The sequence below is a fragment of the uncultured Nitrospira sp. genome (genome assembly GCA_902500695.1).
GTDB lineage: Bacteria > Nitrospirota > Nitrospiria > Nitrospirales > UBA8639 > Nitrospira_E.
Genome location: CABVRQ010000009.1, coordinates 26308 through 40263, shown reverse-complemented (window position 1 = coordinate 40263; position 13956 = coordinate 26308). Strand labels below are relative to the sequence as shown.

Below are 13956 nucleotides of genomic sequence, written 5' to 3'. Positions count from 1 at the left end.
AGGCAAAAACAAGAGGAACCTCTGACGCACGGACTCGACCACCCATGGAAACGCCCCATATTCCACAGCCCGCTCCCATGCCGATTTTCATGCTCTTTGATACCCAAACGGGCTACCTCTATGGTCACCTCTTTGCCACAGGGGCGGAAGATCCATTTTTGCAGGAAGTCATTGACTGGTGGAGCCACTATTGTTCGAACACCCCTATTGGAGTGGATTACCCAGGCGTGACCAAACACCCGCAAATGGCCAGCAATCTTTCCTCTAATTAATCAAGGCAACACCGTCCAAATTGCTAAGCCGGACCGGAAAACCCACATCAGTCCTGACAGGTGGATGACCACAACGTTTGCATTGGATTCCGTCTGTCCAATCGCATTGCCGGATGGAAGGTCCTGCGGGAAAAACCCTCCGGTTAACGCAGAAAATCCTAATGCCCGTCGGTTGGTAATGAGAACAGCCACATAGTCATTCACGATACTCTCCACCAACAACTCTCCGGCCCCCCAAGAGTCTCGTTTCCAACGACCAAGATCACTTTGAAAACCATAGGCCGCCTGTCGACCTTGAACGATAATCATACTGGGAGTGACCGTTGCGGTTACCACCTCCTCCGCCGAGGAAAGGTTCATCTCCACCCACCGTTGTAACCGACCTGAAAACCCCAGCAACCTTGAGGTTGTCTGAACATATCCCGTCACGCCTTTGGTTTCAATCACCAGCACCTCTTCTCCCGAGGATAAGACCTTTCTGGCAATCCCCTCGCCGGAAGTGATACCAAACAGCTGTCCCCTTGCCGACGTGATGGTGACCTGATCAGTGACGATTTCTTGGGACCAGACATGAAGCGGCCAGCCGGCCAGGCTCCATAGAACCATCACAGGTACAATCCACAGATGCACAGACAGAGTCCGCATGACGGTTACCGGTAGTCCCAAGGAATTCCACGCTCTCCTGCCATGAGTGGACCCAGAATCAACTTCATTAATTGTGTTCCATGCCCTTGGGTTCCCCACAACCCCGTCAAGCTGATGAGAAATTCGAATTGAGAGCGGTCAGGAAGCCGTGTATACGTAAGCCCGAGTGAAAAACATCGACAAGGATTTTGGTATAGCCCTACCACATCCCATTCAGCCGTCTGCCCTGTCCGGAAGTCATGATACCATTTGGTGCCCAAGGTCACACCATGTGGCAGCCGCACTCCACCCCCAGTCGTCAAATAGAGGATTTCCTGGGCCGGAGCTAAGACCTCATTAAACGACACGGGATTCCAAATATCTCCCCTGCGGACTCTCGACCCTTCTCTCGCGTACCGTTGCCCAACGGTCACATACCACGTCTGTTGGCTTTGGAGGAGCACGTCGGTGTTCATCTGAGAAAAATATTTCCTGTTCGGATCGTAGAAGGCATCCACCCTCAGATCGAATGCCGAGATGAATGCTGAAGAATTCACCGGTGAATGAAAGTGCCCCCGTGTCCAGATATCCGAAAATTTGGAGGCCAAGGGCGACGGATTGGCCACATGATAACTTTGGGCAAATAACAGATCCAACCAGGAATTGGATGTCCCGTCACCGATTTGGCTCAGACGATTTTTCAAGGAATAGGTGACCAGACTCTTTTGAATCAAATCATCCACCGCATCGACCTGAACTAATTCCGCTTGTTTTGTCTGTGGCACATACTCATAAATCACATTCGGTTGAATAGAATGCCGGATCCAATTCCCCTCGCCGAGGGAAAACCGTTTCGACATATTGGAGAATAATTCAGCGCCAACCCAAAAGGTTTCACGATGTTGTGCTGATTTGCTAGTGAGACCTCGGGTATAGCCCACTTCACGAAATTTGACCTGAGGACGAAATCCCAACGTGTTTCCTAGATGGAGTCCTTCCATCGAAAGTCCCGGCAACACATCGAGACGACCAACATTGAACCCCGTCTCCCTGTAAAATTGCACGGCGGTCGTTTCCGCCGTCAGCGATATGGGACTGCCCAAGACACTGGGATTCACAAAGCGATGTCCGATTTCAGGTAAACGCTGAAAGGTCGTATTACCGCCCGTACTTAACGGCTGAATATATTGACCTGAGAAATACACCGCTCCATGATCAAGTCGTTGCAAAATATGGAGATTCGATTCTTGACTGGGTAAAGCCCGTTGAGTCCCGGAACTGCTGAAATTTTGCAGGACCGTTCGATCACTTGAAAAGTTGGCCCGCATGCGCAAAGACAAATCAGGATTGAATTGCTGAACATGAGCCCCCCGGACTTCGGCTCGTCCACGATTTTGCTGGGTATCATAGAGCGAGCGTATCAACCATTCTCCCTTTGTGAGCCGATTCCACACATAGCGATATTGAAGATCCGCACCTGCTCCACGCTCCGTTAATATTTGCGGGGAAACGGTTAAATCACTACTTGGATTGATGGCCCAAAAATACCCCTGCCGATACTGGTACCCGAAATTAGTATTGTATCCGGTTGTCGGAAACAAGAATCCGCTTTTTCGAGAAGCGCCCAGCGGATATCGAAAGGTGGGAAGCGGGATCACCGGCACATCGTTCACATTGAACCACACACCTTTTCCAAACAAACTGTCCTCATATTCCACATCCATATCATGAAAGTTAAATCGCCAGGCCGGAATCTCGCCATCCTGGGCATCGCAATTGGTAAAGGAGCCCTCCTTGACCCGATAATGGGTTTCGGAAAACCGCTGAAGCCGTCGCCCCGTTACAAAGGAATTTTGTTTCTTCCAAAAAATATTTCCATTGGTGATCACCCCAGCTTCGGTATTAAGATCGAGCTCAAGCGTTTCCGACCAAATATCGGTTTGGATATCTCGCAAATGCACATGCCCCCGAGCCGTCAAACGACCCGTGAGTTTTTGAAGGGTGGCTTCATCCGCATTAAGATGAATGGGACCACGGGTCACATCCACAGCCCCGATAGCATGATATTCTTCCCGATCCCGATTGTAGTCAATCCGGTCGGCATTAATGGCGACGGGGACCCCCTGTGAAGTTGGTTCGGGAGGCACCTCATCAGACGAGGTATCGGCGGAGAGTCCCCCGGATTCTCCAGGCTGAGAGTCCGGTTGTCCGAACACGGCTTCTCCGGCTGCCAACATCGTAAAAAAAATGAATAGACCGACCAACAACCCAGGAGATCGGCGCGAGTGAACATATCGGCCGCCACCCACGCCTGCAACAGTCACGTTGGGAAACCCGGCGGAGTGAGCCGATTGAGTACCTCCCCAACCAGAAATAACGACCCGGTGACACAAATGACATCTGAGGGATTCGCCATTTCCTTGGCTTGACAAACAGCCTCCCATGAATCGGCAAGTAGACACGGAACGAGATCTTCTCGATTGACAGCGTGCTGGAGTTCCTCCACCGATGCCGCCCTTTCCATCCGTGGCTGGGTGAGAATCAGGTGGTCAACAAGAGGAAGAAGAACACGCAAAAATCCTTGAAGGTTTTTGTCACGCATCATCCCAACCACCAAAATGAGTTTTCGTCCCGCGCCATCATGAATTTGTGAGTGGAGAAAGTCAAATAACACGTGGGCACCGGCAAGATTGTGCGCACCATCCACAATCAAAAGAGGATTTTGATTCACGACCTCTAACCGACCCCTCCATTTGACACCCTGCAAACCAATCCGGATGGCCGTCTGCGAAACAGGGAAGATGTCATCGACGGCAGCCTCCAATACCGCGAGCGCATTTGTGGCATTGACCATCTGATGACGGCCGAGCAAATTCGTCTGTATTTCCGGAATCGTCCACTCCAGCCCTTGATAGGTAAATGTCGTCGCACTGGTTTCCAGGAAGGAAAACTCCTGTCCCATCCGAAAGCATGGCGCCAACCACTTCAAGGCCCGAGTCTCAAATATCTGGGTAATATCTTCCGGCATCGGACCCAACACGATGGGACCCTTTTGCTTGATAATCCCGGCTTTCTCCTGCGCAATCATCTGAAGGGAATCCCCTAGATACGCTTCATGATCGAAGCCAATTCCCGTAATTAGGACACCAATGGGGTTTAATACATTAGTCGCATCAAAGCGCCCTCCCATGCCGACCTCTACCACAGCAATATCGACTTGTTCATTCCTAAAATGCAAAAAGGCCAGTGCGGTCGTGAACTCAAAAAAAGTGAGTGCGGTGAGGGAATTGGCCCTGCGCCGAATCTGTGCGATCAAGCCACAGACAGCCTCTTCAGAAATGTCTGCTCCCTGAACCCGAATGCGCTCGCGGAAATCAATCAAATGCGGTGAGGTATACAGTCCGACCCGATAGCCGCATGCTTGAAGGATTGCAGCCACCATGGCCGATGAAGACCCCTTCCCGTTCGTGCCGGCAACATGAAGCGTAGCGTACCCGTGCTGAGGATTGTCCAACCGGTCAAGGATATCGGTAATGGCCTCCAATCCCAGCTTGATACCAAACCGGTGCAAGGAAAAGAGAAAGTCAAGCGTTTCTGGATACGTAGCCACGGGAATCAAAACTCGGCGGGGGACAATAAAGGGAAGGAGATTTCGTATCAAGAATAACTACAGTGTATGGCTCTCACCATTATCGAGCCCATCGTCAAGCCTCTTGAGATCCACAGGGATACAAGGTGAGCCGGACCATTCGGCGGTTACACCGAAGTGGAAGAGACTGTTGTCACACAATGTGCAAGCAACGTTTCCAGCGTTGCCTTGAGGATTTTTCGTTCCACGATATGATCAACCATGCCATGTTCCAACAAAAACTCAGCACGTTGGAAGCCTTCCGGCAAATGTTCTTTGATCGTTTGTTCAATGACCCGTGGGCCGGCAAAACCGATCAACGCCTTTGGTTCCGCCAGAATGATATCCCCCAACATCGCGACACTGGCGGTCACCCCTCCAAATGTCGGATCCGTTAACAGGACAATAAAGGGAATTCGAGCTTCTTGCAATTTTGCCAAGGCTGATGCCGTTTTCGCCATTTGCATGAGTGACAAGGTCCCCTCCTGCATCCGTGCTCCACCGGAAGTGGTGACTAACAAAAATGGCATATGGCCGATCAACGCCTGATCAATTGCTCGGCAGATTTTCTCGCCAACCACCGATCCCATACTGCCACCCATAAATGAAAAATCAAAGATTCCAAGGGCAACGGGCTTCCCGCCAATTTGACATCGCCCAGTCAGGATCGCTTCTTTTTTCCCTGTTTTTTCTTGTGCCTTTTGAATGCGCTTGCGATACGGCAGGGTATCAACAAACTGCAAGGGATCCCCTGGAACTAATTCTCCATCCCATTCCTCGAATGAACCGGGATCGACGATCAACTCCAATCGTTCACTAACCGACAGGGGAAAATGGTATTGACATTTCGGGCAGACTTTTAAATTTCGTTCAACCTCGCGTTTAAAAATAATGGTGCGACATACTGCGCATTTGACCCACATCCCTTCCACGATTTTAATGGATGTGCCTTCAGTATCCGTGTTTTTATTCCGTTTAAACCATCCCATAGATCAGTCTATCCTTAAGCTTCTCTCATGAACGCAATGCACGCGTACCTACATCTAGCTCTGGCTGAGAAAAAGAAAATTTGAGAAAGGCAGGGAAAGGACACAACAAGAAAACATATACTCCGACACAGTCTTCACTCACGACACGACATTACCATAGGGAGGTTGAACCGGCAAGAATCCCTCGGAGGAGGTGCCTACCCCGCAGACGATTCCGGAGTATCAGCAGAGTGAGGACACGAGAGGAAACAGGGAGAAGATACGGGGGTCAACCACCCCTTGCATGCATTTCCAAATGTGGATCTTGGCGCAACCGTTCAATGTCAATGTACCGGCCACGACCGCTGACCTGTTCAAGCTCTTTTCGTTCTTCCGCCCCACGATCTTTTCGAGATTCCCAGACAGACTGAATGATGGAAAGAATATCTTCTCGTGATCGGTCCATTCGAAGAAGCTTGCGAAGGTCAAGACCTGTTTTGGCATACAAGCATAAATACCACATCCCATCAGCCGTCAACCGACTCCTGTCACAGGTCGAACAGAAAGGCACGGTGGTGGAGGAAATAATACCAAATGTCGTGCCATCCGGTAGCCGAAATCGCTGTGCAGGAGCCGAACTGACCTCCTCTACCGGTTCGACTGTCCCATAATAATCTCCGACCATCTTTAAAATCTCTTTCCGGGAAAGAACTTTATCGGCTGACCAGTCATTGGCTCCGCCAACATCCATATATTCGATAAAACGAACCTCTCCGTTGACCTGCTTGCCGTATTCAATCAAGGGCAGGACTTCATCTTCGTTGTACCCCTTCATGGCCACCGTATCCAACTTTAATCCTGTAAATCCGACCCGCCCCACAGAGGCTATTCCCTCAAATACCCGATCCAACGTATCGCGTCGAGTCAACGCCTTAAACCGCTCTGGCTTCAACGTATCCAGACTCACGGTGACCCGATGGAGCCCGGCATCGAAAAGAGCCTGAGCCTGTTCACTCAACAACACCCCATTGGTAGTCATCGCAATATCGTGAATGCGAGAGTTCTGACGAAGCATTCTGATGAGTTCCGCCACATTATTGCGTAATAGCGGCTCACCCCCGGTAATACGCACTCGATCAATTCCCCGATCGGAAAACAAATTTGTGAGCAAGGCGATTTCTTCAAACGTCAAGAGGTTTTCCCGAGGAAGCCACACATAATTTTCCTCAGGCATACAGTACTGACACCGTAAATTGCATCGATCGGTCACGGACACCCGCAAGGATCGCAATGGACGCCCCAAGGTATCTTTAACCGCATCCGGCAGAGTCACAGCTTCACCCGCCTCCATTATGGGTGTTCCTCCACCCACACCTCGCCTTCCGGCGTTGTTTCCATTTTCCAGATCGGAGTGATTTTTTTGAGTTCATCAATACACCATTGGCAGGCCTTGAAGGCATCGGCGCGATGTTCGGCCCCCACAATGATCAGCACAATATTCTCACCAATTTCAATTGGTCCATGGCGATGGAGCACCAAGGCCTCAATAATGTCAAAATCCCGAAGAGCCTGTTCGCGAATTTCCTTGAGTTTTTTCTGCGCCATCCCTTCGTAGTGATCAAAACTCATGGAACTCACGTCTCGACCTTTTGAGCGATCGCGGGCCGTCCCCAAAAACATCGCAATGCCCCCGATCCGACGGGATCGAGACCGCACCCGATCCAATTCCTCATCAATTGAAAAATTTTCCAGTTGCACCCGAACCAACATGCTTTCTTCAAGGTCAACGGCCATCGGATTACCCTTTCTCCTTAGCCCATGATACGCAGGACCCTCCCGCAAAAGGAGGCAATAATGCTATCTCGTCAGCCTCTTTAAGCACCGTGTCCCAATGTGCGATTTCTTGATTCACCGATATCAATACCTTTTTCTTATCGAGTAATTCACCAACCTGTGGATGCTCAATCTGAATGGAATGAACCAGATCCCTGACCTGTCCACCTTCAGAAATGACGACATCCAGATCCTTTCCTCCAGGAATCATGGCCTTTAACATCCCGAATAATTTAATCTTCACAATCTGACTACTCCCACGACCAGACGAGGGCAACGGACATCACCCCTCGCTATTTTGCCTTTTGACCACGGACATACGTACCAGACTTTCCCCCTGACTTCGACACGAGGGCAATTTCTCCAAACTCCATGCCCTTATCAACCGCCTTACACATATCATAAATAGTCAGAGCGGCCACGGAAACTGCTGTCATAGCTTCCATTTCCACTCCGGTGTTTCCGGTGGTTTTCACCGTTGCTACAATGGTAATCGCGTACCTTCCAGCAGGATTAGGCTGGGAGTCCTCTTTGAAATCCACATCCACACCGGTCAGCAGAAGAGGATGACACATTGGGATCAGATCGGGAGTCCGTTTGGCCCCCATAACCCCGGCCACTTGAGCTACGGCCAGCACATCACCCTTCGCAATTCGACCCTCATGAATTTTCTCCAGGGTTTCCGGCAAGATAAACACCTTCCCCTGGGCCACCGCTACTCGCTCGGTTGAACGCTTGTCGGTTACATCCACCATTCGAGCCCGACCGGATTCATTAAAATGCGTAAGATTCGCCATAATCAAAAATAATCACAGATGAAAAATTCTCTTGAAAATCAGTAAATTATAAGGACAGAGGAAAAAGGACGTCAAGCAAAACATCCCCCTGGACAATCCCTTGACAGCCGAGCTCATTCCACCTATAAACAGTTGGTAATACCCTATTATTTAGAAATTTTCCCCATGGACTCCACTACCATTACAGCCAATCCTACCCTCGCCAATAAAAAGTTAGGCCTCCTGCTCTCTACCTCGCCTGAACATCCCAATGCAGAGACCGTCTACCACCTCTCCAAAACCGCATTAGCCAATAAGGTAGATACTTATCTGTATTTCATCGATGAGGGAGTCAAAAACCTAGAAGACCGGAGATTTTCCGAGTTGGCGAAGGACGGATTGAAGTTATTTGTGTGCGCCTATGGATGCCAACAACACCATATCTCCACCGACGGATATGGTAAAGAAGTGACCTTTTGCGGCTTGGTGATTCTCTCAAACATCATCGACGGGTGCGACCGCTTTCTGGCCTTTAATTAAATTATCGCCCCCTCTCCCCCCCATCTGCGTCACGACTAAATACTGTCTCACAGGCGACATACGCCTCCATGGAGTCCCAGAGCCGAATTGTAGGCTGCCATTTCGTGGATGTTTTGCAGCATTGCCTTTAATCCAACCCCACGCTCGTCATCCTTACCTTTTTGAGGGTATAACCGAATTTTCCAATTGAAACTAAACCATCCAGACGGTACAGTGCATAGCCATGCTAACTTCAACACGCTATTTAATTCTTGAGACCGCCATTGACCTGCTAGGACGGGACGGCGCCAGTGCGTTAACACTGGAGCATGTCGCTCGAGAAGCCGGACTAAGTAAAGGCGGATTACTCTATCATTTTGACGGGAAAGAACAGTTACTGGTAGGACTCATAGAGTTACTCATACAGGATCTGGATCGCAAACAAGTTGGAGATTTCCTCACAACCTCCATTCATGAAGAGCATTCCTGGACGGCACTTGATACTGATGCTGTCGAAAGTCCTACAAACCACCGCTCCCTGCAAGGCCATGAAATTGCCTCAATTCTCATGGCCGCCCTTGCGATCAACCCCCGTCTCCTTGAGCCCATTCGCGAGCGATACCAAAATTGGCAAAGCATTTTTCTGGCTAATACCGTTGATCCGACCCGCTCCCTCGTTGGACGGCTTGCTGCCGAAGGTCTGTGGTTCAGCGAGGCTCTAGGATTAGCCCCACCCACTCGCGAGCAACGAGCTGCCCTTGTTCTGGAGATCCAATCTCACACACAACCAGGAGAACCCATGAGAGAACCGTCCGCAAGCATCATACCCACGCAGCCTAAAGACGCCTTCGCGGAGCTTGCCTCCTTTAAGGCAAATGTGGAGGAACTTGAGCAACAGGCTTATCAACCGACACAAGCTTCTGCGCGTTCACTGTTGGCGAAACAATATCCGCAAGGTTTTTGGCAGGGGGATTTAACCGCCGACACGACATTGGAATCCGATTACGTGTTGCTTTTACTCTGGCTCTATCCACCGGAGAACGGTGCCTGGAATCCTGAGATTCAGATCAAAATAGACAAAGCCATGCGCACCATCCTTGACCGCCAACTTTCAGATGGGGGATGGGATATCTACTCAGAGGGCCCCGCTGAGGTAAACGCCACAACCCGCGCCTATGTGGCGCTTCGGGTTGGCGGATATGATCCTGAACATCCACTGATGCAGCGCGCACGTAAATGCATCCTTGCCCTTGGCGGGCTTCAAGCAACCAATAGCTATACGAAAAATAACCTGAGTATGTTTGGTCTCTTCCCAAGGAAATACACCCCAAGCGTTCCACCTGAACTCGTCCTTATCCCTGGGAATGTCTTGTATGAAATTTCATCGTGGAGTCGAGCTATCGTCGTCCCCCTCTCTATTCTTCAAGCGTCCGGAGTCCAGCGGAAGGTACCTGGGAATTGGACCGTTGACGAACTATTGGTGCCTAAGCGGAAGCTGACGTTTCCAAAAAAAGACCCATTTTCTCTCATGTTTCATCAGGTAGACAAGATTTTAAAACTTTGGGAAAAGCGGGGTTTTAAGGATATTCGCGCTAAAGCGATCCGCGAGGCAGAGAAGTGGATGCTGGATCACATGCGGTTCACGGACGGATTGGGAGCAATTTTTCCGGGAATGATGTACTCCCTCATGGCAATGGATGCTCTTGGCTATGAACGTGACCATCCCGACTTTATTGAAACTCTTGGCCAACTCGAAGGACTCATTCTTGAGAAGGAAGATGCTCTACAGTTTCAGCCAAGTTTATCACCGGTATGGGATACGGCCATTTCAATGTTTGCATTGGGGGAACTTGGAATTGGTGAGCCGGAAGCGATGCAGCGGGCGGCTGACTGGTTATTAAGCAAAGAGATTCGCCGCAAAGGAGACTGGTCGGTCAAGCGTCCGGACTTGCAGCCCGGAGGATGGCCCTTCCAGTTTGCGAACGAACTCTACCCCGATATCGACGATACGGCCATGGTCTTGTTGGCACTCGAGCATGCCAAGGCCTCGGATCCTGATCGACAGACCCGCGCCGAAGGTCGTGCCATCAACTGGTTATTCGGGATGCAATCCTCAGACGGTGGGTGGGCTGCCTTTGATGTCGATAATAATTGGGCCTTACTGAATAAGGTCCCATTCGCAGACCACAATGCCATGCTTGATCCAAGCTGCCCGGATATCACGGGGCGGGTGCTTGAAGCACTCTGTCGACGGGGTTACACACATCAAGACCAGGCGATCGCGCGCGCTGTCCAATACCTTTTAGGCCACCAACAAGCTAACGGGAGTTGGGATGGACGCTGGGGCGTGAATTATACTTATGGAACATTTCTTGCCCTACGTGGCCTTCGCGCAAGTGGCTCCCCGACCGCAAACTCCGCCATCCAGCGTGCTGTCACATGGGTGCACTCAATCCAAAACCAGGATGGCGGATGGGGGGAGAGCTGTGCCAGCTATGAAAAGCAGGAGTTTGTTCCAGCATCAAGCACACCTTCACAAACAGCCTGGGGCTTACTCGCACTTGAAGCGGCTGGCGATCGAACTTCAAAATATGTTCATCGTGGGATCGACTGGCTACTTACCCATCAGAATGAGCAAGGAGGGTGGGACGAAGAACTCATGACAGGAACCGGATTTCCAAACGTTTTCTATTTGAAATACCATTTGTACTCGCATTACTTTCCATTGCTGGCCCTTGCCACTTGGCAAGCAGGCTTAAAGAGCTCATGACGATTCCTTTCGCTCGAATAAATTAGTCCACCTCTGATAACCACGTAATATTCACACAGGGTTCATTTTTTTGCAGAAACGCAACTCAGGGAAAGCAGTCTGCGGTCTACGGCTAAGAGCAGGAGGCAATGGACAAAAAGTCCTACCCGCCAGAATCTTCGACTTCGCTCGGAGCAGGTTTCAGAATCTCCGTTATCGCTGGCTTTCAGGTTTCCAGCTCAGCCCGATGTTCAGAATTCGTTGAATCAGCGCTTCATAGGAAATACCTGCTCGTTCAGCCGACTCGGCGAGATCTTCGCCATAAGCCAGTTGCGCATTGGGATTGGCTTCCAGAATATAGAGATGCTCCTGAGGATCTAACCGGAAATCCATTCGGGCATAGCCGTTTAATCCCAAAATATGAAAGACCCGTTTGGCCGTGTGTTGAATATGCCGCACCAGCTTGAGGCTTAACCCCTCGACCTCACCCGATTGGATCCCATATTTTTTTTGATATTTCGTGCTCCATTTCACCCTGGCGGTCGCAATCGGCAGAGCATCAGGAGGAAGATTTTTCAGGTGGAGCTCCCAAACCGGCAGGGCTTGCAAGCGTCGATTACCTAACACACCCACGTATAATTCCCGTCCTTCAATATACCGCTCAACAATGACGCTCGTGCCCACACTCTGATGCACAAATTCAACACGTTCTTTTAACTTGTCCTCGTCATGAACAATAGACGCTTGAGAAATACCGAGGGATGCTTCTTCACTAATGGATTTGACAATGACCGGAAAGGGAAACTCTTCTGCCCACTTGATCACCCGCCCGATAGGATAGACGACAAACTCCGGGCATCGGATGCCATGATAGGCCATAATTTTTTTTGACCAGCCTTTATCGCGAGTAAGCACGAGCCCCTTGGGATTACAGCCGGTATAAGGAACTCCCAGGAGCTCCAAATAGGACACCACATTTTGATCGAACTCCGGATTGCCATTGAATTCTTCCAAAAGATTGAAGGCAATGTGGGGCTTCCAATCCGTGACCAGGTTATCGATGACGCTTAAATCATCCCTCACACCGACGGCCATCACCTCATGACCAAGATCACGTAGGGTGGAGACCACATCAAATTCGGTTTTCCATTCAACCTCAGCCAAATCTGCATGTTCTACATCGTCCGGGGGCACGAGATCCTGATGCATGAGGGCCATGACGCGAAGTTTTCTCATAACACCACCCGATGGCGTCCACCATGCAAATAGTTCATCGTTTGCACCGTCAATAAAATCGTAAAATCCACTTTTGCCTGCTCTTCAGAAACGGCTAACCGTAAATTCCGTTCACGGCAATGTGCCATCATATCCTGCAAAACTTGATCAATGGTATATTGATACTCTCCCGTCCATGCAGCAACTTTCCGACGGACTTCTTTTCTAAATTTCCTAATAAAATTCTCTGCTGACAGATTGGTCGATTGATCCGGATCCCCGGAAAAGAGACGCCGTAAGTCCCGATCATAAAAGTTGGGGTAATCGAGCCCGTACCGTTCCCGCTTGCCCTGGTAATGTTCCCTGAGCGTTTTGTGAAGACGCTGAATGGGATCCACCTGCTCCCTGGTCGTCACAATGGGCGTCACCCCCGCTAACTCCTTCATGAGCCCGTCCATGTATTCCAATTTTTTGAGTGCAGGCCATCCGGTATATCGTTCACGCCAATGTGAGTGCGGCGTGAGCCAGACGGCAAAGGTTTCAGCAAAATCCTCGTCCGGATGACTCTGGGCATACCACATATCAAGATGCAGCACAAAACTTTTACTGTAGGGCTTTGGCAAATAACAATCGGGATACGGAACCGAGGTGTGCCCGAACATCTGTTGACGGCTACGCCGCCGCCGCAAGCGGTAGGCATTCTCAATTGCATGGCCCGTTTCATGTCGAAGAATCCGCATACACCATTCCGGGGTCCCACCCTCCACTTCTAACATTTGATTGAGTTCCAGTTTTGCTAACCGCGGATGCCCCATATAAAACGGCACGGCAAGACCCGGCGTGCCATCAGGCGAATACCAATCGTCAGACAACCATATGTGGGGACGAAACACTAACCCTTGATGTTTCAATTCGCGGTATAACTGACGGACGCACTGACCCAATTCAGTCCCGGAAATACGGATCTTTAATTCAGACATCCGGAGATTTAATAGCTGGTCATCAGACCAGGACACCCATTCAGGCTCTGCGGGGACAGGGGGCTGAATATCAGGCAATAGATCCAAACTCACGACCTCCCATACCAGTACCGGTTTTCAATCATCATCTAAATACGCTTTCACTGAAATCCGCCTAGAACCTTTGACAAACCGGGACGCATCAGACGGCAGATGATGTGTAAATCTTCACTCCATTTCCGCGATAAGTCAAAAGCTTAGCCATGTCTCACCAATTCTCACGTGCCCCCCTGAATTCCGTAGCTTTTACCTTTTTGCCTATGGTAGATTGCCCCTCTTTTTGGGAAATCCTTCATTCAGTACCATGCAGTTTTTTATTCACACTCCGAGTCAGCGCGTCTGAAGAATCAGTG

At 50.2% G+C, this 13956-nt stretch carries 13 protein-coding genes; 3 read left to right on the top strand and 10 right to left on the bottom strand.

What is annotated here, in order from left to right; translation table 11 throughout:
- The first annotated feature begins 44 nt into the window (after positions 1–44).
- On the top strand, positions 45–272 hold the full coding sequence (locus tag AAH187_RS03815; protein WP_342347108.1) for a hypothetical protein: 228 nt from the start codon (positions 45–47) through the stop codon (positions 270–272).
- On the opposite strand, the gene AAH187_RS03810 is transcribed toward AAH187_RS03815, so the two are convergent.
- From AAH187_RS03810 to moaC, 8 genes are all read right to left on the bottom strand, one after another.
- Entirely contained in the window at positions 273–938 is a 666-nt protein-coding gene (locus AAH187_RS03810; protein WP_342347107.1) for a hypothetical protein, read from the bottom strand.
- Positions 923–3220, bottom strand: coding sequence for an LPS assembly protein LptD (lptD, locus tag AAH187_RS03805; protein ID WP_342347106.1), 2298 nt, complete (start codon positions 3218–3220; stop codon positions 923–925). Before lptD ends, AAH187_RS03810 begins: the two co-directional genes overlap by 16 nt.
- Complete coding sequence (locus tag AAH187_RS03800) at positions 3217–4506, bottom strand: folylpolyglutamate synthase/dihydrofolate synthase family protein (protein ID WP_342347105.1); 1290 nt, start codon at positions 4504–4506, stop codon at positions 3217–3219. Before AAH187_RS03800 ends, lptD begins: the two co-directional genes overlap by 4 nt.
- 146 nt (positions 4507–4652) lie before the next feature.
- Entirely contained in the window at positions 4653–5513 is an 861-nt protein-coding gene (gene accD / locus AAH187_RS03795; protein WP_342347104.1) for an acetyl-CoA carboxylase, carboxyltransferase subunit beta, read from the bottom strand.
- A gap of 268 nt (positions 5514–5781) precedes the next feature.
- Positions 5782–6843, bottom strand: coding sequence for a GTP 3',8-cyclase MoaA (moaA, locus tag AAH187_RS03790; protein ID WP_342347103.1), 1062 nt, complete (start codon positions 6841–6843; stop codon positions 5782–5784).
- The gene (locus AAH187_RS03785; RefSeq protein WP_342347102.1) at positions 6843–7286 is read right to left on the bottom strand and encodes a molybdenum cofactor biosynthesis protein MoaE; all 444 of its coding nucleotides are present in this window, start codon (positions 7284–7286) and stop codon (positions 6843–6845) included. Before AAH187_RS03785 ends, moaA begins: the two co-directional genes overlap by 1 nt.
- Before the next feature lie 4 nt (positions 7287–7290).
- On the bottom strand, positions 7291–7569 hold the full coding sequence (locus AAH187_RS03780; RefSeq protein WP_342347101.1) for a MoaD/ThiS family protein: 279 nt from the start codon (positions 7567–7569) through the stop codon (positions 7291–7293).
- Positions 7570–7618: 49 nt separating this feature from the next.
- Positions 7619–8122 carry a cyclic pyranopterin monophosphate synthase MoaC gene (gene moaC / locus AAH187_RS03775; protein ID WP_342347100.1) on the bottom strand — a complete coding sequence of 168 codons (504 nt, stop codon included), beginning with the start codon at positions 8120–8122 and terminating at the stop codon, positions 7619–7621.
- A gap of 165 nt (positions 8123–8287) precedes the next feature.
- Between moaC and AAH187_RS03770 the strand changes: the two genes are divergently transcribed.
- On the top strand, positions 8288–8641 hold the full coding sequence (locus AAH187_RS03770) for a DsrE family protein (protein WP_342347099.1): 354 nt from the start codon (positions 8288–8290) through the stop codon (positions 8639–8641).
- 223 nt (positions 8642–8864) lie between these two features.
- Positions 8865–11390, top strand: coding sequence for a squalene--hopene cyclase (shc, locus tag AAH187_RS03765; protein WP_342347098.1), 2526 nt, complete (start codon positions 8865–8867; stop codon positions 11388–11390).
- 192 nt (positions 11391–11582) lie between these two features.
- On the opposite strand, the gene AAH187_RS03760 is transcribed toward shc, so the two are convergent.
- Entirely contained in the window at positions 11583–12605 is a 1023-nt protein-coding gene (locus tag AAH187_RS03760) for an ATP-grasp domain-containing protein (RefSeq protein WP_342347097.1), read from the bottom strand.
- The gene (locus AAH187_RS03755) at positions 12602–13651 is read right to left on the bottom strand and encodes a hypothetical protein (RefSeq protein WP_342347096.1); all 1050 of its coding nucleotides are present in this window, start codon (positions 13649–13651) and stop codon (positions 12602–12604) included. Before AAH187_RS03755 ends, AAH187_RS03760 begins: the two co-directional genes overlap by 4 nt.
- Between the last annotated feature and the right edge of the window lie 305 nt (positions 13652–13956).